The following is a 26,087-nucleotide window of genomic DNA, read 5'->3' as shown; positions in this document are numbered from 1 at the left end:
TAGAATTTGACAATTTATATTCATTTACTCACCCAAATTAAAAAATGTATAATTGAAAATACAATTGTATATTTATTCAACTTTATTAAAAAAGCAAAACCCGTCTAGGGGCTTTGCTCTACTAAAACTAATCCAGCAAATTAATCTGCTCATCATCTTCTTCTGTTTCGGTTACAAATTTCTCTCCATCTAAACCATAATGCTCACGAATTTTTTGTTGAATTTCCAGACGAATACTTGGGTTTTCTTTTAAGAATAATTTTGCATTTTCACGGCCTTGTCCGACTCTTTCCCCATTATAGGAATACCAAGAGCCGCTCTTTTCAACTATATCCAACTCAGAGCCAATATCGATAATCTCGCCCTCTTTAGAAATACCTTCACCATACATAATGTCAACTTCAGCAGTACGGAATGGCGGTGCCACTTTATTCTTAACGACCTTTATTTTGGTCTTGTTACCCACTATATCATTACCCTGCTTTAATGCTTCTGCACGGCGCACTTCAATACGAACAGTGGAATAGAATTTTAATGCGCGTCCACCTGGCGTAGTCTCTGGGTTTCCAAACATGACTCCAATTTTTTCACGAACTTGGTTAATAAAGATAGCGATTGTCTTGGATTTATTAATGGCACCGGAAAGTTTACGCAGTGCTTGAGACATCAAGCGTGCCTGTAAACCCATGTGCGAATCTCCCATTTCCCCTTCAATTTCTGCTTTTGGAACTAAAGCAGCTACTGAGTCGACTACAATAATATCAATTGCACCACTGCGAACAAGGGCCTCAGCGATTTCAAGTGCTTGTTCACCAGTATCTGGCTGCGATAACAATAACTCATCAATGTCAACACCCAATTTTTTTGCATAGGCTGGATCAAGGGCGTGCTCGGCGTCAATAAAGGCAGCCTGTCCACCATTTGCTTGTACTTCAGCAATTGCATGTAAGGCAACAGTTGTTTTACCAGAGCTTTCAGGGCCATAAACTTCGATAATACGGCCTCTTGGATATCCACCCACTCCTAGTGCTGCATCAAGGGCTAAAGAACCACTCGGACTCGTATGAATCTGCGTATCCGTTTTTTCTCCCATCTTCATGACGGAACCTTTACCAAATTGTTTTTCTATTTGTTTAAGCGCCATTTCTAAGGCGGCCTTTCTATCACTCACAAATAGTTCCTCCTTTTTTTATGAAAAAAATTTATTATTATTTCTTTAATCTATCAAAATAAAAATAAAACCTATTACTAATATAACCTCTTTTTGGCTATTTGTCGAGAAAAAACACGAACATTTATTCGACTTATTTTTAACAATTTATACTAGGATAACAGCTAAATCAAACCACTTTTTGTCTTTTCACTAAAATAATAGCTTTGAAATGCAACTTTTTAGCTTTTATCTAAAAGTTTCGAATTTGTTAAATAAAAAGAACCACAGAAAACTATTAAGCCTTCTGTGATTCTTTTAAATGCTGCAGTATAAAAAAGCAGCCATATTTTACTGATCTTTTCCGATTTGCTTCTCTAGTCCCAGCAAGGGCAAGTTTTTCGACTATTGTTGGTCTTCCCTTAATGGCCATTCCAATATAAATGGTCCCAACCGGTTTCCCTTCCACCTCATCAGGACCAGCAACACCGGTAAAACTGATTGAAATATCGCTATTAACCAGTCTTAATGCATTTTCCGCCATTTCTTTGGCGCATTGTTCACTTACAGCTCCATATTTTTCAAGCGTTTCTTTTTTTACTTGTAATACATTCTGCTTTACTTCATTCGAATAAGAAACAATTCCACCTTTAAATACGGAGCTTGCACCCGCTAAGGACGTTAACTCTTGCTGAAATAGCCCGCCTGTTAAACTCTCAGCAGCCGTAATCGTTAATTTTCTTTCTTTTAATGCTTTCATTAGTTCTTCTACTAATGATGTATCATTGTAGCCATATAAAAATTTTCCGACACGTTGATTAATAGTTTTTTCTACTTCATCAAGCATCGATTGCGCAATCTGTTCATCAATATGTTTTGCCGTTAATCTTAAGGTAACCTCTTGGTCACCTGCGAGCGGGGCAATCGTCGGATTGGTTTGAGCATCAATTAAATCGATTATTTCTGTTTCCAACGCTGCTTCCCCAATACCAAAGAAACGCAGCACCCGCGAAACAATTTTTTCGTGAGATTCTTTTTCAGTTGTTAGAGCTTGACACCCATATTGGAGAAACATCGGTTCCATTTCCTTTGGAGGGCCTGGTAAAAGCATATATGTATGGCTGTCTCTTTCTAAAACCATGCCAGGGGCCATGCCATGATCATTGGGAAGAATATGAGATCCTTCCAGTACTAGTGCCTGCTTGCGATTATTATCTGTCATTACACGGTTTGTTCGTTTAAAGTATTGTTCAATGGACTCTAATGCCACTTCGTCCAAAACAAGTTTTTTGCCAAGGTGACGCGCAATCGTTTCCTTCGTCAAGTCATCCTTTGTCGGACCTAGGCCGCCAGTAAAGATGATTACTTTCGCTCGACTTTCAGCTATTTCAATCGCTGCTTTTAATCGATCAGGGTTATCTCCAACGACGGTATGATAATAGACATTTATGCCTACTCCGGCTAATTGCTGTGATAGATAACGCGCATTTGTATTCACAATTTGACCGAGCAATAACTCAGAGCCAACAGCAATAATCTCGGCATTCATCACTTCATTCCCCCTTATCAACGATAGGTACCCTACTTAGAATTTTTTAACACGTGGCTATTTTTTGCAAAATAATCCCAGCCAGACCAAATAGTGAAAATTAATGCGACCCACAAGGCGAAAATATCAAATCGAAATGGAATCATCGCAAAAATAAAATTATGTAACAACAGGGATGAAATCGCGATAATTTGCGTCCATGTCTTTATTTTACCGAGCATATTAGCAGCGACCACTTCCCCTTCTCCTGCAAGTAAGAGGCGAAGACCCGTTACAGCAAATTCCCGGCTTATAATAACGATCACAAGCCATGATGGAGCATAAACATCATTCAGTTCAACAAGTACAATTAAAGCTGCCGAGACGAGTAATTTGTCTGCAAGCGGGTCAAGGAATTTCCCCATATTAGTAACAAGGTTGTATTTCCGGGCATAGTGGCCATCCACCCAATCTGTTGTGGACGCTAAAATAAAGATAAGTGCACCGACAAAATGAGTAACAGGCATATCTGCACCAAGGAGATGCATTTCCCCCCAATCAAATGAGGCTAACATTACAATCAAGAATATAGGAATTAATAATATCCTTGATACAGTGATTCTATTTGGAATATTCATAATTTTCCTCCATGCTGAGTTTAAAAGTGAAAAATAGCCATCAACAGATGACTATTCATTCTTCAGAACATAATGAATCGTGATGTTCTGAACATTCGCTGTTGCTGGTATGGCATACTCAAGCTTTTGATCATTTACATAAATTTCTGTTCCTGCGGCATTACCTACCCTGATAACGGCATCCGTTTCAGCTGATAAATCCACTGTCTGGTTCTCGATTTTACCAGGTTCAAGCGTTCCTTCGAAAAAAGATTTCTCTTTACCGTTTTTAACTCTTACCCAAGTTTTACTCTTAGAAACCAATTTCACGACAAATTTATCTGCATTTTTTAAATCGTAAGTAGAATTGTTCCCACTACTATTCACCACTGTTAGTTCTTGCTTCGGAGTATCTACTACTGTTTGTTGCTCTTCTTGCTTCGCAGTATCCTCTGTTTTTGTGTCTTTCTTTTTAACTTTTTCAGCTTCATCCGTTTTTACCTTTTCAAGGCTGGCGGATTTTTCAATTTTAACCTGTTCACTATCTTTACTGAGAGATTCTTTAGGATTACTGTCAGCATGATTAGTAATAAAATAATATAACAGACTTGCAACACCAATAACAAACACACCAATTAAAATCTTGGGGAGAATATCAAAGACTTTGGAATTTCCCTCTGTAATTGTTTTATGTGTTTTCACCCTTGATAATTGCTGCGGCAAATCCTCATTATAAGAAGAAGGAATTTCACTTTTATAGGTTTCAAAGATTTCATCTGGATTGAGGTCTAATGCCTCGGCATATTGCTTAATAAAAGCACGTACGTAAAAATTCCCAGGCATGCTGGAATAATTACCCTCTTCTATTCCTATTAAATACCGCTTTTGAATTTTTGTCATGGTTTGTAAATCATCTAAGCTTAATCCTTTTGCTAATCGAGCTTCTTTAAGACGATTTCCTAATTCCGTCACTTGTAACACCTTCCAACTTATTAAAAATCAAAATCTCCAAAATCAGATCCGGAGAACATATTGTGTTGATCAACCACCTCATATGTAATCTCTTCATCCGCGTGATTTCTAAGTTCAATGATATAATCAAAATCATCAAGCGTGTACTCTGAATTTTGTACGAAGATATCAGGATGCTCTATTACTTTAACAGACGGCAGACGCATGATTTCACGGACTAGCTGCCAGTGGCGCTCATTGGCACGTCTTGTCGACACGATCCCATCAAGAATAAACAAATTATTTGCATTGTACTCATCTTCGATTAATTGATTGCGGATCGTTTGTTTTAAGAGTGTAGATGAGACAAATAACCAGCGTTTATTGGCACAAACACTTGCTGCGACCAGTGATTCCGTTTTACCGACTCGAGGCATACCGCGAATACCAATCAGCTTATGTCCCTCCTGCTTAAATAATTCTGCCATAAAATCAACCAATAAGCCAAGCTCATCCCTTACAAAACGGAATGTTTTTTTATCATCTGCATCCCTTTGAATATAGCGGCCGTGTCTAACGGCAAGTCTGTCACGCAGTTTTGGTTCTCTCAGTTTGATTAATTTTATTGTGTCCATTGTATGTAAAATTGACTCAAGTCGTTTAATTTGATCATCATCTTTTGCTAAAATAAGCAGCCCTCGTCTTCCTTCATCAACACCATTAATGGTTACAATATTAATAGCAAGCATTCCTAATAAGGATGAAATGTCGCCCAATAGACCAGGGCGGTTTTTTTGAATCTCATATTCTAAGTACCATTCTTTTTTCATTTTTAAAAACCCCCTAAAAGAAGTTTCGACAAATTTTTCACAACTCCATGTCTAACACTTATAATAAATGATTTTGATTGAAGATGAAAGAAAAAACAAAAGAGAATGGCCTAATTATCCAAATTCCTTGCTTTACCTGTGAAAAATAGAAAAAGAGAGACGACCCCAAAGGGTCTCCCTCTTCTAGCGACTTCCGTTATTTGAGACAAGTTTTAGCATGATATTGGCAATAGCTTGTTGTTCATCTTTGTCTGCTACTGACCAAAGGTCGGAAAGAATTCTTTCTTGTTCATTTTTCGGTTCTACTTGGCTTGCTAAGTAATCACCAATTTGAAAAGCAAGGTTACTAATAGCCCCCTCACTCATACCCTCATTTTGTGCATGATGGAGACGATCAGCTAAGAAGTCTTCCCATTGTTTCCAATTTTCTAAAACAGACATCATGTTCCCTCCTTTAGAATGGTACATGAGTATTTTGCGGCGTAGTGACATGAACTATACATAAATAACTTGAATTTTATCCTTATGTATACCATCCGCCGTTTATTGCAAGAACCTGGCCAGTGATATAAGAAGACTGATCAGAGAGTAAGAAAGCAGCACATGAGGCAATTTCTTCAGGTTTCCCTATTCTTCCCATCGGTATCTCAAAAGCAATTTGCTCCATTTCTTCGGAGGTAAACCCTTCCATCATAGGCGTCTCAACCGGGCCTGGGGCGATTGCATTTACTCGAATACCATTTAGGGCAACTTCTTTACTTAGAGCTTTTACAAACGCAATTTGAGCACCTTTAGCAGCAGAGTATGCCACTTCACAAGCTGCACCTGTTTGCCCCCAAATCGAGCTGATGACAATAATATTTCCTGAGCGCTTTGATAAAAATTTTGGCAGCAGTTCTTTTGTTAACATTAAGGGATTGATTACATGAATATTCATAAGGGCTTCAGCTTCTTCCTGTTGCAAATCCACGAGAAGTCCATATTGACTTTTTCCACCGCAATGGATAATTGCATCTAATGAAAAGATTTGTGAGGGAATTGCTTGATAGCCATTTGCTTTAGAAAAATCTGCTTGGATAGGAATGTATTCACCGCCAAATGACTTCAGCTTATTCATTAACTCCATTATTGTTTGTTTATTTTGATTAAAATGCAGGTATAAATGATAGCCGTTTGCTGCTAAATGTAATGCTACCGCTTGTCCGATTCCACCACTTGCCCCCGTAATTAATACATACTTTTTCATGAAAATCACTCTCTCTTTAACTACATAGAGAAGAAGCGTCGGAAATACGACGCTTCTTCTCCTATTTTTTCTTTGGAACGACTTGGCATACAGAGAATCGTTCCTCTGAAATGACTTCTGACGCAAGCGTTTGAACATCCTCTAAAGATATTTTTTCAAGCGTAGGCACCACATCAAATAAGTTCATGTCATTAAACGCATAACGTGTAAACTGATTCGCAATATATTCAGGTGAATTTACAGATCGTAAAAAGGCACCAATTTTTTTCTTCTTTGCCCTATCCAATTGCTCCTCGGTAAAAATACTCCCATTTTTGGCCTCAAGAAGCATTTTTTCAATCATGTCGGCTAATTTGTCAGGTTCCCCCGTATCTCCCCCGACCATTGCAAATCCAAAACCCTGTTCCTGTGTATAGTCATAGGAAAAAGTTTCGTCAATAAGGCCTTCACCGTAGAGCTGATTATAATTTTCGGAACTCTTTCCAAACAATAAATCGAGAAGCACATTCATCGTTAACTCATTTTTAAGCAATACTTCGCCTGTTTGATCAACATGGAGCGCTTTAATCCCCACGAGCGATTTAGAGGTTTGAACGTTCATTTCAAGAATTTGCCTCTTTTCGGCAGCTTGCACTGGTTCTTCCGCAAATTTACGTTTTATTTCAGGCATATCCTTGTAGTCTTTTTTAGATTGATTATCCCTTACTTGATTCATAATCTTTTCTGGATCCACTGGGCCGACAATGAATAACAGCATATTGCTTGGGTGGTAGAAGGTATTATAACACTCATAAAGCCAATCCTTTGTAATATCAGCAATCGATTCGATTGTACCAGCGATATCAATTTTAACAGGATGATTTTGATATAGGTTTTGAATTAAGCCAAAATATAAGCGCCAATCTGGGTTGTCATCATACATGGTAATTTCCTGGCCAATAATCCCTTTTTCCTTTTCAACGGTTTTTTCAGAAAAATAGGGGCTTTGAACAAAATCAATCAAGGTTTCTAAATTTTTCTCGACATCTGAGGTGCTAGAAAATAGATAGGCAGTCCGTGTAAAAGAGGTAAAGGCGTTGGCTGATGCACCCTGACGGCTAAATTGTTGAAACACATCTCCATCTTCTTTTTCAAATAATTTATGCTCTAAAAAGTGAGCAATCCCATCAGGAACTTTAACATACTCATCTTTACCCAGTGGGACAAATGTATTATCTACTGAACCATATTTAGTAGTGAAGGTAGCAAATGTTTTATTAAAACCTTTCTTTGGCAAAATATAAACATTTAAGCCATTCGTCATTTTTTCATGATAAAGCTCTTCCTGAAGCTGGTCAAAAGTAATCTTCTCCATTAATTGCCCGCCTCCGATCCCGTTAAGAAATAAATCGTATCAAGTTCTATTTTTTTCGCTACGGCAACGATTTGCTCTTTCGTTACTTTCAGCATTTCTGTTAGCCATGATTCAAGGCTAATATTGGTATCTGCCACCACATTATGGTAGAGCAATTCGGTTAAGCCTCGAGCCGTGTCAACGGTTTCCATGATTTGATTTTGAATCACGGCTTTTGTTTGCTTTAACTCCTCGTCTGTAAAATCGCCTTTTTTCATGGCTTCCATTTGTTCGTGAATGATCCCCACTGCTTGATCATAGTTCTTTAGGTCAATCCCTGACATAACCATCATTAATCCCTTATGACTTTCAAGGCGACTCGCCGCATAATAGGCAAGACTCGCTTTTTCACGTACATTAATAAATAACTTAGAATGGGAAAAGCCACCGAAAACTCCATTAAAAACCTGAAGGGCAAAATAATCGGAATCCCCATAAACGATATTCGTGCGATATCCCATATTTAATTTTCCTTGCTTCACATCCTGCTGTTCTTTTACCTCATTTACAGAAGATGGTTTGTTTCTGCTACTTGCAGCAACCTTTTTCGGTGAACGATTTTCAAAAGATAAAAGCTCTGCCGCAATTGTCTTTACTTCCTCTTCCTTCACATCACCGATTACATAAAGATCCATCTCATCCTCTAAAAAAGCGCGTTTGAAGTAGTCGTATAAATTTGCTGGTGTAATCGCATCAACATCGCCCGCTGCTCCATTAGCCTGCAGGGCATAGGGTTCATCTTTACACATTTCTTCGATCAGGCGGGCATTGGAATAGCGCATTTTATCATCAAAAACAGATTGGATCCGCGACTTAAGGGTTCTTTTTTCTTTCTCAACTGTATCCTTATCAAAGCCATTTTCTGATAGGTTGGGGTTCGTTAAAATGTCCGCAAGCAATTCAAAGCCCTTTTTCAATAATGGATTGGAATCACTTAAAAATTTTTCATTCGCTATTTCTAATGAAAGACTTATGATATGATATTCCCCTTTTTTTCCTAAGTCCACATAAAGGGTTGCGCCATATAGTTCATCTAAATATGACCGTAAGGCCGTAGTGGTAGGATATTTCGCAGAACTGCTTTGTAATACTTGGGGAAGTAGAGCCCTTTTTGTTACATCCTCTTTTGTTAATGGTGCTTTCATTCTCCAAACAAATGTATTGGTTTTATATTTTTCTGTTTCGATGACATGAAGTTTATATCCTTGCAATTCTGATATTTTTTCAGCAATAGCGTCCAATGGTTTTCCTCCTTTTCAAGATAAAGGGTTCTACTTTAAAGATATGTAAACATTTTTCTTTATATCTTTTCCTTTTGAATAAAACCTATACTTCTTACTATAATTTGACAGGCTTGGTCATTACAAGCAAATACGCTTACGGATAGAAAAAAGAGAATGTCTTTTGAGACATCCTCTCGAATTTTTATCTGCTACCTTTGATATAATGTGTACCACTTGCTTTTGGAGCATCGGCACGGCCGATAAATCCTGTTAATGCTAAGATGGTTAATACATATGGGGCAATTAACAAATACACATTTGGAATGCCTTTTAAGAACGGTAAACTAGATCCGATAATACTGATACTTTGAGCAAAACCAAAGAATATGGCAGCTCCCAAGGCACCCAGTGGATGCCATTTACCAAAAATCATCGCGGCTATAGCCATAAAGCCCTGACCACTGATGGTTGAGTGGCTGAAGTTAGATGTAATGGATTGTGCGTAAACACCACCACCAATACCACCAAGAGCACCGGAAAGAATAACACCTAAATAACGCATCTTTGTAACATTTATTCCCATTGTATCAGCAGCCATTGGGTGTTCACCTACTGAACGCAAACGAAGACCAAATGGTGTTTTGAAGACTACATACCATACAATAATTGCAACAACAATAGCTAAAAATGATGTCCAGTATGTGTTTTGAAAGAAAATTTTTCCGATAACCGGAATATCTTTTAAAATTGGAATATCAATTTTATTAAAACCTTTACTAATAATGTCCGTTTCACCTTTATCGTAGATTAGCTTTACAAGATATAAGGTAATTCCTGTTGCAAGTAAGTTAATCGCCACACCGGAAACTGTATGGTCGGCACGAAATGTAATGGCAGCAACCGCGTGCAGTAACGAAAATATTGCTCCAGCGACCATTGCAACTAGTATGGATAGCCAAGGGGTCAGACTTCCAAACGTTTCTACAAAGGTTAGATTGAAAACGATTGCCGTAAAAGCACCAATCACCATCAATCCTTCAAGTCCAATATTTACTACCCCAGAACGTTCAGAGAAAATACCGCCTAATGCAGTGAAGACAAGAGGAGCAGCCCATAGCAATGTGGATGGAACAACAATCATTAAGATTTCCATTAAGCTCAACTTACTTCACCTCCTTTTTGCTAATTCGGTCAATAAACACTCTTATTATATAGCTTGATGCAACGAAGAATACAATTAATGCGATAATAATATCAACTAGTTCATTTGGTACACCTGCTTCAAGTGGCATATTCAATGCCCCAACTTTTAATGCACCAAATAATATCGCCGAGAAAAATACTCCTAAAGAGGTATTCCCACCTAATAAAGCAACGGCAATTCCATCAAATCCAACGCCTGTAAAACCACCTTTAACAGTTGCATAACCGAAGGTTCCTAGTCCTTCCATTGCCCCTGCTAAACCTGCAAAACCACCGGCGATAACCATGGATAAAATGATATTCTTATTCACACTCATCCCAGCATAGTGTGCAGCATGCTGGTTAAAACCAACAGCTCGTAATTCAAAACCTCTAGTTGTTCTTTCAAGCAAGAACCACATAAAAATACATGCAATTATGGCAATAATAATTCCCCAGTGAAGTCTTGAGTAATCAGTTAGACTTTGTAACCATTCAGACCTTAATGTTGCAGATTCTTTCACTAGATCTGTTTTATCTTTATTATCTGTTATTACATTTTTAATAATATAATTGGAAACGTGAAGCGCCACATAGTTCATCATGATCGTCACAATTACTTCATGAACGCGGAAGCGAGCTTTTAAGAAGCCAGGGATAAATGCCCAAAGTGCGCCCGCGACCATTGCTGCTATAATCGCTAGCGGCAAATGAATAATACGAGGAAGATCAAAAGCAATCCCCACCCATACAGCTGCAAGCCATCCGACTAAGAACTGACCTTCAACCCCGATATTAAATAAACCGACACGAAAAGCAAAGGCAACTGCTAAACCTGCTAAAATATAAGGGGTAAATTGTCTTATGACTTCCCCTAAATAATACACATCGCCAAATGCCCCATTCCAAAGCGCTGTATAAGCAGTAATTGGATCATAGCCACTTACAACCATGATAATGGTACCAACAATAATACCTAATAAAACGGCAATAATTGGTGTTAAAATACTTTTAAACCGTTTAGACATTGGTGTGTTCACCCGCTTCCTTTCTATTTGAACCTGCCATCAACAAGCCAAGCTCCTGCTCAGTTGTCTCTTTTGGATTCACAATGGCCACGATTTTTCCTTCATAGATAACAGCAATGCGGTCACTAACATTCATAATTTCATCTAACTCAAACGATACAAGTAAAACGGCCTTGCCATGATCGCGCTGCTCGATCAAGCGTTTATGAATGAATTCAATTGCTCCGACATCTAAACCACGAGTTGGCTGTGCAGCAATTAATAGATCTGGATCTCTGTCAATTTCACGACCAATGATCGCTTTTTGTTGATTTCCTCCCGAAAGGGCACGTGCCAATGTAAACTCACTAGGAGTACGCACATCAAATTCGTTAATTAATGTTTTTGCTTTTTTATAGATTTCTTTAAAATTCAAAATACCGTTGGTTGAGAATGGTTTCTTATTATAGGTTTGTAAGACCATATTCTCCCCAATTGGAAAATTCAAGACTAGACCATGTTTATGGCGATCTTGAGGAATATGGGCAACTCCAGAATCCGTGATTTTTCGTGGAGTATGGTTAATTAATTCTTTCCCGTTTAATTTAACACTGCCACTTTCTGCTTTACGTAATCCTGTTATGGCTTCAATAAATTCTGATTGCCCATTCCCATCCACACCCGCGATTCCAACAATTTCACCAGCTTTAACAGAAAGATTTAGACCATTAACCACAGTTACCCCACGGGTGTCTTTTACAACCAAATCATGAATTTCAAATACATCCTGTTTTGGTTCTGCCTCTTTCTTTTCTGTTTTAAAGACAACATCTCGGCCAACCATTAAACTCGCAAGCTCATTTGGGTTTGTTTCACTGACATTTACTGTTCCAATCCCTTTACCTTTCCGGATGACGGTACAACGGTCAGATACTTCCATAATTTCTTTTAACTTATGAGTTATAAGAATAATAGATTTACCTTCTTTAATTAATGTTTTCATAATTTGAATAAGTTCTTTAATTTCTTGTGGAGTTAAAACGGCAGTCGGCTCGTCAAAAATAAGAATCTCTGCCCCGCGGTAAAGAGTCTTTAATATTTCAACCCTTTGCTGCATGCCTACAGAAATATCAGAGATTTTCGCTTGAGGGTCAACAGCCAAGCCATACCGTTCAGAAATTTCGCGAACCTGTTGTTCCGCCTTTTTAAGATCAATTCGACCTGCAGAGGTAATTTCTCTTCCAAGGATTATATTTTCGGTTACAGAAAAGGTATCCACAAGCATAAAGTGTTGATGAACCATTCCAATTCCATGATCATTTGCAATATTTGGGTTCGAAATTTTTACAGGTTTCCCTTTAACACGGATTTCGCCCTCTTCTGGCTGATACAAACCAAAAAGAACGTTCATTAAGGTGGACTTTCCTGCACCATTTTCACCCAATAATGCATGAATTTCACCCTTTTTTAATTGCAGGGTTATGTTATCATTCGCAACAAAGCCATTAAACTCTTTACGGATGTTTAGCATCTCGATTACATATTCCATTTTTCTCACTCCCTGTGATAAGGTAAAAGGAAAATTTGACCAGTAGTAGTAAGAGGTCAGACCTTTCAGATTTTTAAAAAAATAGGGATTTCTCCCCACTAAAATCTTCAATGAAAAGCAGAATCTACTTCTGCGCTTCAGTTAAGATTTCATTAAGAAGGAATAAGCAGGCGGTAAACCCTCCGCTTATTCCTCGAAAAATTATTTTGCACTAAAGGTTTTTAATTCAGCACGTGTTCCTGGAACTTTTACAGTTCCGGCCTTAATTTTTCCAATCCAGTCTTTTACAGCTGCATCAATTTCAGCTTTCTTAGGGGCTTTATCGTTAATTGGAGCTAAACCAACTCCATCTTCAGCAAGGCCATATAATGCAATTTCTCCACCAGGGAATTTACCTTCTTTTGCTTTTGTAGAAAGGTCATATACGGCATTATCAACTCGTTTTAGAGCAGATGTAAGTACAACATCTGGACCCATGTTTGCTTGGTCACTGTCTACACCAATTGCCCAAATTTCACGAGCGGGATCTTTTTTCTTAAGATCTCCGGCTTCTTTAAATAATCCAACTCCCGTACCGCCAGCAGCATGGATAACTACGTCAGCTCCTGAAGAATACATTTTGGAAGAAATAGTTTGACCAAGTTCAGCCTTATCAAATGCTCCTGCATATTGGATATCAACAGTTGCTGTTGGATTTGAAGCTTTAACTCCTGCTACGAAACCGGCTTCGAAACGCTCGATAACAGCACTTTCCATACCGCCAATAAAGCCAATTTTGTTTGTTTTAGTAGTCATTCCAGCTGCAACACCTGCTAGGAAAGACGCTTCTTGTTCTTTGAAAAGAACGCTTGCTACGTTTGGCTGCTTAACTTCAGCATCTACAATGGCAAAATGCTGGTCTTTTTGCTGTTTTGCGATTTCTTCAACTGCGCCTTGCATCAAGTATCCAATACCAAACACTAGATCAAAATGTTGACGAGCAAGTGTATTTAAGTTTGTAGCGTAGTCAGCATCGGATTTTGATTGAAGGTAATCAAATCCACCTTTACCCTTTGCCAATCCGTTATCTTTACCAAATTTTTGAAGTCCTACCCACGATGATTGGTTAAATGATTTATCATCAACACCACCAACGTCAGTAACCATTGCTACAGAAAATGCTTTTTCTTTGTCTCCACCACTCTTAGCTGGTTCTTTGGTTGTGTCATTGCTTTTTCCACATGCACCTAAAAGTGTTCCAGCAGCAAGAACTAATGATAGCGCCATTCCAATTTTACGCTTTTTCAAGGTATTGTCCCCCTATGAATGTTGTTTGATTTAGTAGAAATGTTCTGAAAAGCTTGACTGATTCCGTTTACATAAATTAACAAAAAAATTAAATTCTTTTTCTTAATACATGGAAACTAAACTTATCTGCTTTAAAATAGTTTACCGAAAATAGGACAGGCTCATCCATTTCGTCGAAATGCATTTGTTTTAAAACCAACAAAGCTGTTTCAGGATCACATTCTAGGATTGGGGAAATTTTCTCATGAAAACCTAACGGTTCGATTTGGGCAACAGCATATGTAATTTTGCGGTTTGCCTTTTCATCTAGAATCCGAAAAAAAGATTCTTCCTCATGGGAAAATGTTTCTGGAAAAATGCGTTCAGGAACCTTATCAATGCAATACACGACAGGTTCACCGTTTGCGGTTCTAACCCTCTCCATCACGAAAATTTCCTCACTAGTAGAACATGAGAAACGACGAATATCCTCCTCGGTAGGATACTGAGTTGATGAACTTAAGAAAATCGTTCCAGGCTTCATACCAGCTTGTTTAATCATGTCAGTAACACTATTCAGTTGTTCAATTCCTGAAGTAAACATCGGCCTCGCGTTAACAAAGGTTCCTACTCCATGACGCCTTGTAATAACGTTATCTTCCTCAAGAATGCGAAGTGCTTCCCGAAGTGTTGCCCTGCTTACACCAAGTTGTTTCGCGAGATCAAATTCAGAAGGTAACTTTTCTTTTTCTTTGTATATACCTTCTTCAATATCTTGCTTCAACCGATCGATTACTTGTAAATATAAATGCCGGTTATCTGACTTAATTGACATGCTGTTTCCTCCAGCTCTTTTCCTAAGACATCAGACATCTGATATCATTCCTACTAATCGGATTTATATTAACATTTTTCAAGTGATAAATAAATAGGAATTAAAAATTTCGTCGAAAAAAGGAGGAGAGGATGAACTTGGTCATAAGGTTTCCGGTTTGTTCCTATAAATAAATGCAATCATTTACCATTCAATTTTTCTTGGTGTGATATGGAGAAATTACGGTGGATTTTTTGACTTCCCCACATTTCTCCATCTATTACTATAGTACCAATTTTTTTAGGAATTAGAAATAAAAAAAAGAGCCATTTGGCTCTTTTTTAAAATTCTGACAAGCTCCGCATTTAATTTAGGAACTTTGTTCCTCTTTTGGTTTTGTTTGAAGCACTGCTCGTGGTTTACTTCCTTCATATGGACCTACAACGCCGCGAGCCTCCATTTCATCAATTAAGCGAGCGGCACGTGTGTACCCTATCCGGAAGCGTCGCTGCAGCATTGATACTGACGCTGTTTGCATATCAATGATTAAATCCACTGCTTCTTCATATAAATCGTCTTCCACGGCTCCAGTAACCTCTGGAATATCATCGGGGATCATTTCTTCCTGATATTGCGCTTTTTGCTGACCAATAACAAATTCGACGGTATCTTCTACTTCTTGATCCGATAAAAAGGCGCCTTGAACCCGAACAGGTTTAGAGGATCCTACAGGAAGGAATAACATATCACCACGACCGAGCAGCTTTTCTGCGCCTCCCATGTCTAAAATGGTCCTCGAATCAGTTGCGCTTGATACTGCGAAGGCTATTCGTGATGGGATATTAGCTTTAATGACACCTGTTATAACATCAACAGATGGCCGCTGGGTAGCAATAATCAAGTGAATCCCTGCCGCTCGAGCCATTTGGGCCAAACGAGTAATCGAGTCTTCCACATCTGAAGATGCAACCATCATTAAATCAGCTAACTCATCAACAATTACGACGATATATGGTAATAACGGCTGCTTGTCGTCTTCTTCAAGATTATGCTTTCTTACATGATCATTATACCCCTCAATATTCCTGGTTCCTGTATGGGAAAACAATTCATAACGTCTTTCCATTTCATTTACTACTTTCTTTAATGCCTGGGATGCTTTTTTTGCATCTGTTACTACTGGTGCTAGCAAATGGGGGATACCGTTATAAACATTGAGTTCAACCATTTTCGGGTCAATCATCATTAATTTTACTTCATGGGGTTTTGCCCTCATTAATAAGCTGGTAATAATGCCATTAATACAAACACTCTTTCCACTACCAGTTGCTCCCGCTACTAGTAAGTGAGGCATTTTATTTAATTCAGCCAACACGGCTTCTCCCGTAATATCCCTTCCCAGTCCAATTAAAAGCTTGGCATCAGGCTTGTCATTTTGAGTGCCTTCAAGTACTTCTCTTAAAGAAACCATTGCCACCTCTGAATTTGGAACTTCAATGCCAATCGCTGATTTTCCTGGAATAGGTGCTTCAATTCGAATCCCTTTGGCCGCAAGTGCTAAAGCTATATCATCACTCAAGCTAACAATCTTACTAACTTTAACACCTACATCGGGATGTACCTCATATTTTGTGACAGCAGGTCCTAAATGGACTTGAGTAACACGGGCTTTTACGCCAAAACTTTGAAAGGTACGTTCAAGCTTAGCCGCATTGGCATGAATGAGCTCATATTCTCCACTTTGGTCTGTTTTCTTTGGTAGATTAAGCAGTTTAAGCGGCGGTAATTCATAGGAAACGTTTTCTACCTCAGTAAACTTAATTGGCGGGGTTTGATCATCGTCTTCTTCTTTTTTGTTTTTAGTTTCTTTCGACTGTTCTGGTGCATGTTTTTCAGGCGGTGCTCCTTCAATATAGGCCCTATCTGCAAAACTTGAAATAATTGGTTCCGGAATGTTTGTTTCTTCCTGCTCAGGCTGCTGTTGATTTTTGACAACAGGCACGTTTTCCCTTTGCCGATTTTCTTGCTCTTTTTGCTTTTGCACTAACCGTTCATTTTTGCGCTCTTCTTGTTTTTGCTTCCAATCAGACATATCTCCTTTAAAGGCTTCCCATTGATTTTTCGCAAAGTCGAAGATTGTTATCATTATTTTCCCTACTAAATCCCCAAACGATTTACCAGTGAGCAGGATAATGCCAATGATAATAAAAATAAAAGCGATAATTTTTGTACCCGTTTCTGCAAATAAATAATGAAATAATGCAAATAGGATAGCGCCAAGAATCCCCCCGCCTAAATCGGTAGTGCTTGTCTCTCCTCTTAGCTCCATTAAAAATAATTCCCACGTATTACCAATTACACTTGGATCTTTAAATTTACCATCGTTTGTTAGCAAATGAAATAGTGTTACATGACTTAATAGCAGGATGGCTGAAACGATAAAATAGCTTCCCACTAACTTGATATGAAAGAAAAAAGGAATACTGCGTTTCCACATCAAATAAACGCTTAAAGCAACGAGTCCGATCAAAGCCAGCATATACCATTCGCCCATCCAAAAGCGGAAGAATAGAACCGTCGCCTTGCCAACTGCTCCAAGCTTTGCAATCGAAATAATCGCTAAAGCTAAGATGACAAGTGCAGACAATTCATATTGCAGCGTCCGTTTTAAATGGTTATCTCTCTTTTTTGATCTTCTTCTCTTTTTTTTGACCATCTAATCACCTTGTATGTTATGGTATTGTTTATACTCACTATTATTACTTATGATATTTGATAGGTAATAAAGTATGAATAAAAAGGAAAGCAGCCCGTGCGGCTGCTCTTTTCTTGATACCATGATTATACCATAATCTTCTATTACAATCCCGACAATCCATTAAGGTTAGCTAAAGAAATTTTTGCACCTGGGCAAATCTGTTCATTCATAAAATGCTGGGGGTCACTACTTAAAATACGAATCACTTGTAAACTGTTTTGATCGCTTAGCTCTACTAAAAGTGGAATACCTTGATAAGTAATCATTTGTTGTTTGCTGTCTGCTCCAGGTTCATATGGATAAATAAGTTCATTTGGCATCATCGTATATAGAATCATTGAATCAGCCCCTCACCTTTTTCCTTATGAAGATCAATCAATTCATTTAATTTTTTCATTGCTGGACCAAGGCCGCCGACTTCATCTATTAGTCCGCAACTTACTGCATCCACACCAATGACATTTGTCCCAATGTCTCTCGTTAGATTTCCTTTAGCAAACATTAAATCCTTAAATGTATCTTCTGCAATATTTGAATGCTTCGTAACGAAATTGACAACTCGTTCCTGCATTTTATCCAAATATTCAAACGTGGCTGGGACACCGATCACGAGACCTGTTAACCGGATTGGATGTATGGTCATCGTCGCGGTTTCCGCAATAAAGGAATAATCACACGATACTGCAATTGGAACTCCAATAGAATGCCCGCCGCCTAATACAATGGAAACAGTTGGCTTGGAAATAGAAGCAATCATTTCGGAGATGGCAAGTCCTGCTTCAACATCACCGCCAACTGTATTTAAGACAATAAGGACTCCCTCTATTTTCGGATTTTGTTCGATCGCTACAAGTTGAGGCAGCAGGTGCTCATATTTTGTCGTTTTATTTTGTGGAGGAAGGGCTAAATGTCCCTCAATTTGGCCAATTATGGTTAAACAATGAATGCTAGAATCTGTTGAAAGTTGTGGTACATTTGTTTGACCCAGCTGCTGAATCTTCTCTATTAATGTAGAAGAAGGTTTTTCTTCTTTTTGCGGTTCTTGACCTTCTTGGTTATTAGTAACGTTTTTTAGGAAATCGTTATTCATCCTAATACTCCCTTCAAGCATGATATATTTTAGTATTTACCTATGGAATAATTTCATGCTTTAAATATAAAAAGGCACTGGCTGCCCAGTACCTTTTAGATTTTATACTTCCATGATAATTGGTAAAATCATGGGTCTTCTTTTGGTTTTTTCAAATAGTGAGCGGTTTAATTCTTCTCTAATTTCTTGTTTCAGGCTGGACCACTCAAATGTTGACTTTGCTGTATTTCTTTCGACGATATCCCGCACTAATTTTGTAGACTCATCCATTAACTTTTCTGATTCTCTCACATAGACAAATCCTCTTGAAAGAATCTCTGGTCCGGCTGCAATTTTCTTCTCTTGTTTTGTTAAGGAAACAACCACAATTAAAATTCCATCTTGGGATAAAAGCCTTCTGTCCCGTAATACAATATTACCTACATCTCCTACACCAATCCCATCGATTAGGACATTACCGGATGGCACCTTTCCAGAAATAGAAGGAATTCCTTCTTTCCATTCCACTACATCGCCACGATCAGGAATGAGAATTTGATTGTTCGTTAGTCCACAGTCCATCGCCACTTTTCGATGTGCCTTTAGCATCCGATATTCTCCATGTACAGGAATCAAGAATTTTGGTTTCATTAAATTAATCATGAATTTCAATTCTTCTTGACTTCCATGACTTGATACATGAATGGTCCGTTTACCGTATATGACATTGGCACCTGCCCTAAACAGCATATCGATTGTCTTAGAAAGGAATACCTCACTTCCTCTTAACGGAGAAGCAGCAAATAAAACAGTATCACCTGGCTGAATATTTAAAAGCTTATGGTTTTGCTTGGCCATTTTCTGAAGTGCTTCAATTGGTTCTCCCTGAACCCCTGTCGCTAATACCACTATTTCACGGTCTTGATATTCTTTAATTTCACTAACCGGGATAATTGCATCTTCGTCTACTTCTAAATATCCTAAATCGAATGCAATATGATAAATTCGTTCAAGACTCTTTCCCAAAACAGCTACTTTGCGACCGGTTTCTTTTGCTGCATCAAAAATATGTTGAACCCGGTTAATATCTGATGCAAAACATGCGGCAATAATTCTACCTGGTGCATAATAAAAAGAATTAGACATTTCGCGTTCAACGATCGCCTCAGATGTCGTATAACCAGGTTTTTCAGCTTCGGTACTATCTGATAGCAAACATAATACCCCTTGCTCTCCAATCGCTGCCATTTTCCCAATTTCAGGTTTATAAAGCTTTGTAGCTGCCTGGTCAAACTTAAAGTCACCTGTATAAACAATAATTCCTTCTGATGTATGAATACAAATTCCAATTGAATCAGGAATGCTATGATTGGTTTTAAAAAAACTTACATTAACAGCCTCTAATTCTACAATCGTATTCGAAGTAACTTCTATGAAATTAGCTGTTCCGTAAAATTCCTGCTCCTTTAGCTTGGCATTAGCAAGAGCAAGGGTCAGTTTTGTTCCATAGACTGGTACATTGACTTCTTGCAGAACGTAGGAAAGCGCCCCAATATGGTCTTCATGACCATGTGTTAAAAAGACTGCTTTTACCCTTTCCTTATTGTCTTTCAAATATGTTATATCAGGAATGACCATATCGATACCAAGCATTTCTTCCTCGGGGAACATTAAGCCGGCGTCGATGATGAATATATCCTTGTCTACCTCAACAAGGTACATATTCTTTCCGATTTCTCCAATACCACCAAGTGTAATGAACTTAATGGACGTATTTTTTTTCTTTATCAATTTCCGTTTCCTCCTATGATGATAATCACTCTATCATTTATTGACTTCGAAAATTGTCCAGCTTCAACGACCGGCGACACGTGTACTTCGCAAAACGATCGCTTCCGCTTTTCTATCCGATCGAGATCAGTTATGATCATTATACTTGATTGGTGAAAACCTTTACAACCAATATTAGTTATTTTAATCAGCTCATTACATAAAAAGTAAAAGGGCCAACCGATTTGCACATCGATTAGCCCTTGTTATTATTAATATTTTGGTAATAAAGCAATAAGGGTTGCACGTTCTTGTTCTGATAAGCTAACAAGTGGCAGCCTGACAGAACCTACATCCAATCCTTTTAGCTGCAATGCCGTTTTTACCGGTGCTGGACTTGGAGCAGCAAACAGCCCCTGCATAAGCGGCAGTAGCTGCTGATGCATTTTTGCAGCCTTGTTAATTTCTCCGTCAAAAAACGCTTTAACCATTTCTTGCAATTCATTTCCAATCACATGTGAAGCAACAGAAATAACACCTGCCCCCCCGATAGATAAAACCGGAAGTGTTAAACTATCATCCCCACTGTATAACACAAAGTCATCAGCTGTATTAGCAATAATATGTGCCATTGCGCTTAAATCCCCACTTGCTTCTTTTACAGCCACAATATTAGGGATTTTTGACAGGCGAATTACCGTTTCCGGTTGAATAGTAACGACCGATCTGCTCGGAATATTATATATCATAAGCGGCAGGGTTGTTGCATCAGCAATTGCTTTAAAATGCTGATATAAGCCTTCTTGATTTGGTTTATTATAATAGGGCGCAACCACCATAATGGCATCCACACCAAGCTGTTCAGCTTTTTTAGTCAATTCTATCGAGGCATACGTATTATTGCTGCCAGTACCTGCAATAACCGGTATCCGTTTTTTTACGACTTTTACAACGTGATCAAATAAGGCCAACTTTTCTTCTTTAGATAATGTTGGTGATTCACCAGTGGTTCCTGCTATCACTAGAGATTCTGTTCCATTTTCTATCAAGTAATTAACCAGTTGCGTGGTTTTTGCAAAGTCAATATGCCCTTTTTTATCAAAAGGGGTTACCATTGCTGTAGAAACTCGACCAAAATGAACCATTTTCTGACTCCTTTCAATACAAACGGATTGTTCATTACACCGTTGTATCGCAACTTCTAATTCCATTTCAATTAAATTTCTGAAATCATGGCTCTGTATAAAACTAAAAATTATACTCCATCGATTCTTCTTCTAACTGAAAGGCATCATGTAAGGCATTAACGGATTTAACCAAGTCATCCTGTTTTACCAAAACCCAAATAGTCGTATGACTGTCAGCAGATTGTAAAATTCGAATTCCTTGATCAGATAATGCCGTTACAATTTTAAAGGTAACCCCTGGGACACCCGCTATGCCTGCACCAACCACAGAAACCTTAGCACAGTGACGCTCGACAACAGGATTATGGCCTAATTCTTTAAGAACTTCCATTGCGCGATCAGTCATTTCATCGGTAACCGTATAGACAACTCCATTAGGAGATATATTGATAAAATCGACACTTATTTTTTCATTAGCCATTGCTTTAAATACTTCTGCTTGCAAGTTATATTGGTCTTTTTTTGCATAAACCTTTATTTGCGTGACATTAGAGACATGAGCAATCCCTGTGACAAGTCGCTCTTTAATATCACTGCCACGATTATCTTTATTTAGTGTAGTGACCAAAGTCCCAAGATTATCCGAATAGGTGGACCGAATGCGGATCGGAACTTTAGCTTGCATCGCAATCTCCACTGCTCTTGGATGAATGACCTTTGCACCTTGGTATGCCATATTGCACACTTCTGTATAGGTAACAACAGATAAAGGACGAGCATTTTCAGCAATCCTTGGGTCGGCTGTCATAATTCCTTCTACATCAGTAAATATGTCAATCCATTCTGCATTAAGGGCGGCTCCTAGGGCTGCGGCTGACGTATCACTTCCACCGCGTCCGATCGTAGTAACATCACTATTTTTTGCAGCTCCTTGAAAACCAGCTACCACTACCACATCATTTTTTTCGAGTTCTCGAAGCAGCCTGTCACATTTCATTTCAATAATCTTTGCATTTGTATGATCATTATTTGTACGGAAGCCTGCTTGAGCACCCGTTAAGGCAACGGCATCAATGCCGTTCTCCAATAGCATGTTTGTAAAAACAACACTAGAAATAACCTCACCACAGGACAATAACAAATCATGTTCCCGTTTAGAAATTTTGCTTAAATTACCGCCGATTAATGATAATAGTGTGTCTGTTGCATAGGGGTCTCCCTTTCTTCCCATTGCGGATACGACCACTACTACTTTGTAACCTTCAGCCAATGCTTTTTCGATATGGCCTTGGGCATGCTGTCTGCTTTGTTCATCCCTGACAGATGTCCCGCCAAATTTTTGGACTATAATTTTCATGGTGACACCAAAACCTGCCTTTTTTTGAAACAACCATTATATTTGATGTTTTTTATTTAACTAATCCTAATTCCACTAATCTCTCAGCAATTTGAACGGAGTTCCATGCTGCTCCCTTTAGCAAGTTATCAGAAACCACCCACATATGGAAACCGCGGTCTTCATCGATGTCTTTTCTAATACGTCCAACAAAGACATCATTCTTTCCAACACAATCTGCAGGCATTGGATATACTTGATTTGCAGGATCATCTTGCAAAACAACGCCTGGTGCATCCTTTAATAATGCTTTTATCTCATTCGCACTTACGCCTTCCGCATCAATTTCGAAATAAACGGATTCTGAGTGACCTACTGCGACAGGCAGTCTGACACATGTTGCAGAAACGTGTAAGTCTGGTAAATGCATGATTTTCTTCGTTTCATTAATCATTTTCATTTCCTCAAATGTATAGCCATTATCTTGGAACTTATCAATTTGGGGAATAGCATTAAACGCAATTTGATAATGATTTTTATCCGATTTAACTGGTAAAATCTTCGGTTCCACCGGTTCTTGAGAAACAATAGCTTTCGTTTGCTCCATTAATTCCTCAACTGCGGATGCACCTGCACCGGAAACTGCTTGATAGGTTGATACAATAACCTTCTTTAAACCAAACTTTTGACGAATCGGTTCGAGGGCAACAACCATTTGAATAGTGGAACAATTTGGGTTTGCAATAATGCCATTGTGCTGATGCAAGTCCGATTCGTTTACTTCTGGGACAACCAAAACTTTATCAGGATCCATTCTAAATGCACTAGTGTTGTCCACGACGATCGCACCACGTTTTACGGCTTCAGGGGCAAGTTCTAATGAAACACTGCCGCCAGCACTAAATAAAGCTATATCAACACCCTCAAAGCTTTCAGGTTTCGCTTCTTCAATCGTTATTTCCTGTCCATTTACCACTACTTTTTTCCCTGCCGACCGTGCTGATGATAGGAGGGTGAGTTTTTTAATTGGAAAATTTTCTTTTACTAATGTTTGAATCATTTGTTGTCCAACTGCTCCTGTAGCCCCTACAACAGCTACATGAAATCCATTTTGCTGACTCATTTCTAAGTTCCCCTTTCAATCTTTCAACCTTTATCATAATGATTATTTCTTTTTTAATTTGACATCAGAAGGGGACATCCCCCTCTGATGCAAGATTAATTTATTTTACCATATTCTTATTAAGAAATAACCTTTTTTGCCGAAAGAGAGGGAAATTTAGTCCGAATCTTTATACCTTTCAACAAGGACGGGCTGGATCTGCTTCCCTTCCATTGCAGCTTCTACTGTTTCTGGTAATAATGACATTCTGGCCACCATCGAATTAGGTTTTTTTATAGGATCATCCTGCCCATATGGAATAAAGAATATATTCTTTGTGGCCATTAGTCTCATTAAGTTGATACCATTTAATCCAAGCGCATCATTTGTGGATATTCCGAGGACTACCGGTTTCAAATTTCTTAGTGTTGCTTTAGCAGCCATTAAAACCGGGCTATCGTTCATAGCATTGGCAAATTTACTCATGGAAACACCTGTTAATGGGGCGATCACCATACAATCCAATGGAATTTTAGGTCCTAAAGGCTCCGCTTTGACAATCGAATCAATTACTTTATTTCCTGTTAAATCTTCTATTCTTTGAATCCAATCTTCTCCCTTGCCAAAACGGGTATTCGTGTTTTGCACTGTAAAAGTCACAACTGGCATGACCTCTGCACCGGCCTGAACTAGTTTTTCTATTTCTGGGAAAACAGCATCATAGGTACAATGCGAGCCGGTTAGACCAAAGCCAATTCTTTTACCTTTTAAACTCATTTTACTTTCCCCTTTCGCTTTCTTACATCATCTTGAAGCAGTTGGGCAAGAACATTTGCCAAAATTTGACCAGCTGTTTTCGGTGCCACAATGCCTGGCAGCCCTGGAGCAAGCAATGCTTTTATTCCTCTTTTCTCAGCATATCGAAAATCAGTTCCTCCAGGCTTTGAAGCAAGATCAATGATGAGGGAATGTGCAGGTAATTTAGAAATAACCATGGCCGTTACAATTAAATGGGGTGCTGTATTAATTAAAATATCCGTATCCTTCACTTCATTGATCAAATTATTTAATTGAAACGGGGTTAAACCCATTTCCGTAATTCGTGCCAAATGCTCACTCTTCCTTGCTCCAACCTTTACCTTTGCTCCAAGTGCAGCAAAGGTTCTCGCCACACTCATCCCAACTCTTCCTAATCCTAATACTGTTATATTTGAACCATGAATCGTAAAATCCGTATGCTGGATCGCCATCATAATCGTGCCCTCGACCGTCGGTATCGAATTATATATGGCAACATCATCTCTTTCAAACAATTGGATGAGAGTTCGTTTTGTTTCCTTTGTAATTCCATTTAAAAAGGAATTACTAATTCCTGAATAGATCGTACAATGCTCAGGTGTTTTAGCAAGCGTGTCACCTGTTAAAATAACCTTTTCATTCGAAAAGATTGTTTCTACTTGCCCTTCTAAATTCGTTCCAGGTACAGGCAAAATGAGAGCATCCATATTTGAAAAATCAACCTCATCCATCTTCTCTTTGACCGCACCCGTGAAGGCATGATCAAGCTGTTCAAAACCTATTAGCGATAGTCTCGCGTCTAATTCGGTTAACCTACGGATGATTTCCAGCTGTCTAGCATCCCCGCCAATTACGGCTATCTGCATCCCTGTCAGCATGAAAACGTTCACCTTCTTTTTTTAAAAATCCTTTTTGGATTCCATTTTCTGTTTATCACTTCAACATCTTATGTAGGATTGCATCATTCGGTGAGTTTTCCATCATAGAAATAAAAAAAGCCCAAGCAATATCATATTGCTTGGGCTTTCTCATTCGTATTTCATTCCTCTTCAGGCATATCGATAATAATCATATCAGAACCAATTTTTCGAATATGCTGCCATGGTACTCGGATTTCCTCTCCTTGTTTCCGAAAACCAAACCATTTTAATGAGGGAATGAGCAGTGCCTGAATTTGACCTGTCCCTTCATTAATTTCTAAATCCGTTTGGCCAAGTACGCCCAGGCGCTCTGCCTTTTTAACATCAACAATTTCTTTCCCACTTAATTCACTAAGCCTCATTACAAAACCCCCCTCGTTTAACCCTTTTCTACTAGTTTATAAGAGGAGCTCTGTTTTTAGACTAAAGAAAGAGGATGTACGACATCCTC

Annotated in this window: 24 protein-coding genes; all 24 read right to left on the bottom strand. The window is 38.5% G+C overall.

Translation table 11 applies throughout. From position 1 onward, the window contains the following. Window positions 1-127: 127 nt before the first annotated feature. Window positions 128-1,171 (bottom strand): recombinase RecA, encoded by a 1,044-nt coding sequence (recA, locus tag AC3ANL_RS08820; RefSeq protein ID WP_488328849.1) that lies wholly within the window; start codon window positions 1,169-1,171, stop codon window positions 128-130. Between the two features lie 277 nt (window positions 1,172-1,448). After that, window positions 1,449-2,699, bottom strand: coding sequence for a competence/damage-inducible protein A (locus AC3ANL_RS08815; protein ID WP_488328848.1), 1,251 nt, complete (start codon window positions 2,697-2,699; stop codon window positions 1,449-1,451). Window positions 2,700-2,731: 32 nt separating this feature from the next. After that, window positions 2,732-3,316: a CDP-diacylglycerol--glycerol-3-phosphate 3-phosphatidyltransferase gene (pgsA, locus tag AC3ANL_RS08810; protein WP_488328847.1), complete on the bottom strand. Its 585-nt coding sequence runs from the start codon at window positions 3,314-3,316 to the stop codon at window positions 2,732-2,734. A gap of 51 nt (window positions 3,317-3,367) precedes the next feature. Continuing rightward, window positions 3,368-4,267: a helix-turn-helix domain-containing protein gene (locus AC3ANL_RS08805; protein WP_488328846.1), complete on the bottom strand. Its 900-nt coding sequence runs from the start codon at window positions 4,265-4,267 to the stop codon at window positions 3,368-3,370. A gap of 20 nt (window positions 4,268-4,287) precedes the next feature. Next, window positions 4,288-5,076, bottom strand: a complete 789-nt coding sequence (locus tag AC3ANL_RS08800; RefSeq protein ID WP_488328845.1) for a DUF3388 domain-containing protein — start codon at window positions 5,074-5,076, stop codon at window positions 4,288-4,290. Window positions 5,077-5,259: 183 nt separating this feature from the next. Continuing rightward, window positions 5,260-5,517, bottom strand: a complete 258-nt coding sequence (locus AC3ANL_RS08795; protein WP_488329688.1) for a DUF3243 family protein — start codon at window positions 5,515-5,517, stop codon at window positions 5,260-5,262. A gap of 82 nt (window positions 5,518-5,599) precedes the next feature. Beyond that, window positions 5,600-6,322: an elongation factor P 5-aminopentanone reductase gene (gene ymfI / locus AC3ANL_RS08790; RefSeq protein WP_488328844.1), complete on the bottom strand. Its 723-nt coding sequence runs from the start codon at window positions 6,320-6,322 to the stop codon at window positions 5,600-5,602. A 61-nt stretch (window positions 6,323-6,383) separates the two neighbouring features. Next, entirely contained in the window at window positions 6,384-7,676 is a 1,293-nt protein-coding gene (gene yfmH / locus AC3ANL_RS08785; protein WP_488328843.1) for an EF-P 5-aminopentanol modification-associated protein YfmH, read from the bottom strand. Further along, window positions 7,676-8,956, bottom strand: coding sequence for an EF-P 5-aminopentanol modification-associated protein YfmF (gene yfmF, locus AC3ANL_RS08780; RefSeq protein WP_488328842.1), 1,281 nt, complete (start codon window positions 8,954-8,956; stop codon window positions 7,676-7,678). Before yfmF ends, yfmH begins: the two co-directional genes overlap by 1 nt. Before the next feature lie 184 nt (window positions 8,957-9,140). After that, window positions 9,141-10,100 carry an ABC transporter permease gene (locus AC3ANL_RS08775; RefSeq protein ID WP_488328841.1) on the bottom strand — a complete coding sequence of 320 codons (960 nt, stop codon included), beginning with the start codon at window positions 10,098-10,100 and terminating at the stop codon, window positions 9,141-9,143. Window position 10,101: 1 nt separating this feature from the next. After that, window positions 10,102-11,148, bottom strand: a complete 1,047-nt coding sequence (locus AC3ANL_RS08770) for an ABC transporter permease (protein ID WP_488328840.1) — start codon at window positions 11,146-11,148, stop codon at window positions 10,102-10,104. Continuing rightward, a complete protein-coding gene (locus AC3ANL_RS08765) occupies window positions 11,141-12,676 on the bottom strand; it encodes an ABC transporter ATP-binding protein (RefSeq protein ID WP_488328839.1) in 1,536 nt (511 codons plus the stop codon). Before AC3ANL_RS08765 ends, AC3ANL_RS08770 begins: the two co-directional genes overlap by 8 nt. 201 nt (window positions 12,677-12,877) lie before the next feature. After that, entirely contained in the window at window positions 12,878-13,963 is a 1,086-nt protein-coding gene (locus AC3ANL_RS08760) for a BMP family lipoprotein (RefSeq protein ID WP_488328838.1), read from the bottom strand. A gap of 88 nt (window positions 13,964-14,051) precedes the next feature. Beyond that, the gene (locus tag AC3ANL_RS08755) at window positions 14,052-14,777 is read right to left on the bottom strand and encodes a GntR family transcriptional regulator (RefSeq protein WP_488328837.1); all 726 of its coding nucleotides are present in this window, start codon (window positions 14,775-14,777) and stop codon (window positions 14,052-14,054) included. Between the two features lie 349 nt (window positions 14,778-15,126). After that, window positions 15,127-17,472, bottom strand: a complete 2,346-nt coding sequence (locus AC3ANL_RS08750) for a DNA translocase FtsK (protein WP_488328836.1) — start codon at window positions 17,470-17,472, stop codon at window positions 15,127-15,129. A gap of 143 nt (window positions 17,473-17,615) precedes the next feature. Then, window positions 17,616-17,852 (bottom strand): YlzJ-like family protein, encoded by a 237-nt coding sequence (locus AC3ANL_RS08745; RefSeq protein ID WP_488328835.1) that lies wholly within the window; start codon window positions 17,850-17,852, stop codon window positions 17,616-17,618. Further along, window positions 17,849-18,604 carry a ClpP family protease gene (locus AC3ANL_RS08740; protein WP_488328834.1) on the bottom strand — a complete coding sequence of 252 codons (756 nt, stop codon included), beginning with the start codon at window positions 18,602-18,604 and terminating at the stop codon, window positions 17,849-17,851. The genes AC3ANL_RS08745 and AC3ANL_RS08740 overlap by 4 nt, the downstream gene beginning before the upstream one ends. 102 nt (window positions 18,605-18,706) lie before the next feature. Next, window positions 18,707-20,374 (bottom strand): ribonuclease J, encoded by a 1,668-nt coding sequence (locus AC3ANL_RS08735; RefSeq protein WP_488328833.1) that lies wholly within the window; start codon window positions 20,372-20,374, stop codon window positions 18,707-18,709. Between the two features lie 251 nt (window positions 20,375-20,625). Continuing rightward, window positions 20,626-21,498: a 4-hydroxy-tetrahydrodipicolinate synthase gene (dapA, locus tag AC3ANL_RS08730; protein ID WP_488328832.1), complete on the bottom strand. Its 873-nt coding sequence runs from the start codon at window positions 21,496-21,498 to the stop codon at window positions 20,626-20,628. Window positions 21,499-21,601: 103 nt separating this feature from the next. Continuing rightward, complete coding sequence (dapG, locus tag AC3ANL_RS08725) at window positions 21,602-22,837, bottom strand: aspartate kinase (RefSeq protein WP_488328831.1); 1,236 nt, start codon at window positions 22,835-22,837, stop codon at window positions 21,602-21,604. Between the two features lie 52 nt (window positions 22,838-22,889). Then, a complete protein-coding gene (gene asd, locus AC3ANL_RS08720) occupies window positions 22,890-23,939 on the bottom strand; it encodes an aspartate-semialdehyde dehydrogenase (RefSeq protein ID WP_488328830.1) in 1,050 nt (349 codons plus the stop codon). 156 nt (window positions 23,940-24,095) lie between these two features. Then, on the bottom strand, window positions 24,096-24,695 hold the full coding sequence (dpaB, locus tag AC3ANL_RS08715) for a dipicolinate synthase subunit B (protein ID WP_488328829.1): 600 nt from the start codon (window positions 24,693-24,695) through the stop codon (window positions 24,096-24,098). Next, entirely contained in the window at window positions 24,692-25,594 is a 903-nt protein-coding gene (gene dpaA, locus AC3ANL_RS08710) for a dipicolinic acid synthetase subunit A (RefSeq protein WP_488328828.1), read from the bottom strand. Before dpaA ends, dpaB begins: the two co-directional genes overlap by 4 nt. 161 nt (window positions 25,595-25,755) lie before the next feature. Beyond that, window positions 25,756-25,998 carry a YlmC/YmxH family sporulation protein gene (locus tag AC3ANL_RS08705; protein ID WP_488328827.1) on the bottom strand — a complete coding sequence of 81 codons (243 nt, stop codon included), beginning with the start codon at window positions 25,996-25,998 and terminating at the stop codon, window positions 25,756-25,758. Window positions 25,999-26,087: the final 89 nt, after the last annotated feature.

Source organism: Neobacillus sp. DHD-1R, assembly GCF_057747995.1.
Note: the sequence above shows the minus strand (reverse complement) of the source record. Positions and strands in the feature narration are given on the sequence as shown.

Bases quoted from the DNA above. Each gene is read 5' to 3' on its own strand.
- dapG (WP_488328831.1), bottom strand. From the start codon at position 22,837: ATGAAAATTATAGTCCAAAAATTTGGCGGGACATCTGTCAGGGATGAA.
- dapA (WP_488328832.1), bottom strand. From the start codon at position 21,498: ATGGTTCATTTTGGTCGAGTTTCTACAGCAATGGTAACCCCTTTTGAT.
- dpaB (WP_488328829.1), bottom strand. From the start codon at position 24,695: ATGAGTTTAAAAGGTAAAAGAATTGGCTTTGGTCTAACCGGCTCGCAT.
- AC3ANL_RS08705 (WP_488328827.1), bottom strand. From the start codon at position 25,998: ATGAGGCTTAGTGAATTAAGTGGGAAAGAAATTGTTGATGTTAAAAAG.
- AC3ANL_RS08750 (WP_488328836.1), bottom strand. From the start codon at position 17,472: ATGGTCAAAAAAAAGAGAAGAAGATCAAAAAAGAGAGATAACCATTTA.
- dpaA (WP_488328828.1), bottom strand. From the start codon at position 25,594: ATGCTGACAGGGATGCAGATAGCCGTAATTGGCGGGGATGCTAGACAG.
- AC3ANL_RS08745 (WP_488328835.1), bottom strand. From the start codon at position 17,852: ATGATTCTATATACGATGATGCCAAATGAACTTATTTATCCATATGAA.
- AC3ANL_RS08800 (WP_488328845.1), bottom strand. From the start codon at position 5,076: ATGAAAAAAGAATGGTACTTAGAATATGAGATTCAAAAAAACCGCCCT.
- AC3ANL_RS08765 (WP_488328839.1), bottom strand. From the start codon at position 12,676: ATGGAATATGTAATCGAGATGCTAAACATCCGTAAAGAGTTTAATGGC.
- AC3ANL_RS08795 (WP_488329688.1), bottom strand. From the start codon at position 5,517: ATGTCTGTTTTAGAAAATTGGAAACAATGGGAAGACTTCTTAGCTGAT.
- pgsA (WP_488328847.1), bottom strand. From the start codon at position 3,316: ATGAATATTCCAAATAGAATCACTGTATCAAGGATATTATTAATTCCT.
- ymfI (WP_488328844.1), bottom strand. From the start codon at position 6,322: ATGAAAAAGTATGTATTAATTACGGGGGCAAGTGGTGGAATCGGACAA.
- yfmH (WP_488328843.1), bottom strand. From the start codon at position 7,676: ATGGAGAAGATTACTTTTGACCAGCTTCAGGAAGAGCTTTATCATGAA.
- asd (WP_488328830.1), bottom strand. From the start codon at position 23,939: ATGAGTCAGCAAAATGGATTTCATGTAGCTGTTGTAGGGGCTACAGGA.
- AC3ANL_RS08770 (WP_488328840.1), bottom strand. From the start codon at position 11,148: ATGTCTAAACGGTTTAAAAGTATTTTAACACCAATTATTGCCGTTTTA.
- AC3ANL_RS08815 (WP_488328848.1), bottom strand. From the start codon at position 2,699: ATGAATGCCGAGATTATTGCTGTTGGCTCTGAGTTATTGCTCGGTCAA.
- AC3ANL_RS08755 (WP_488328837.1), bottom strand. From the start codon at position 14,777: ATGTCAATTAAGTCAGATAACCGGCATTTATATTTACAAGTAATCGAT.
- AC3ANL_RS08740 (WP_488328834.1), bottom strand. From the start codon at position 18,604: ATGAATAACGATTTCCTAAAAAACGTTACTAATAACCAAGAAGGTCAA.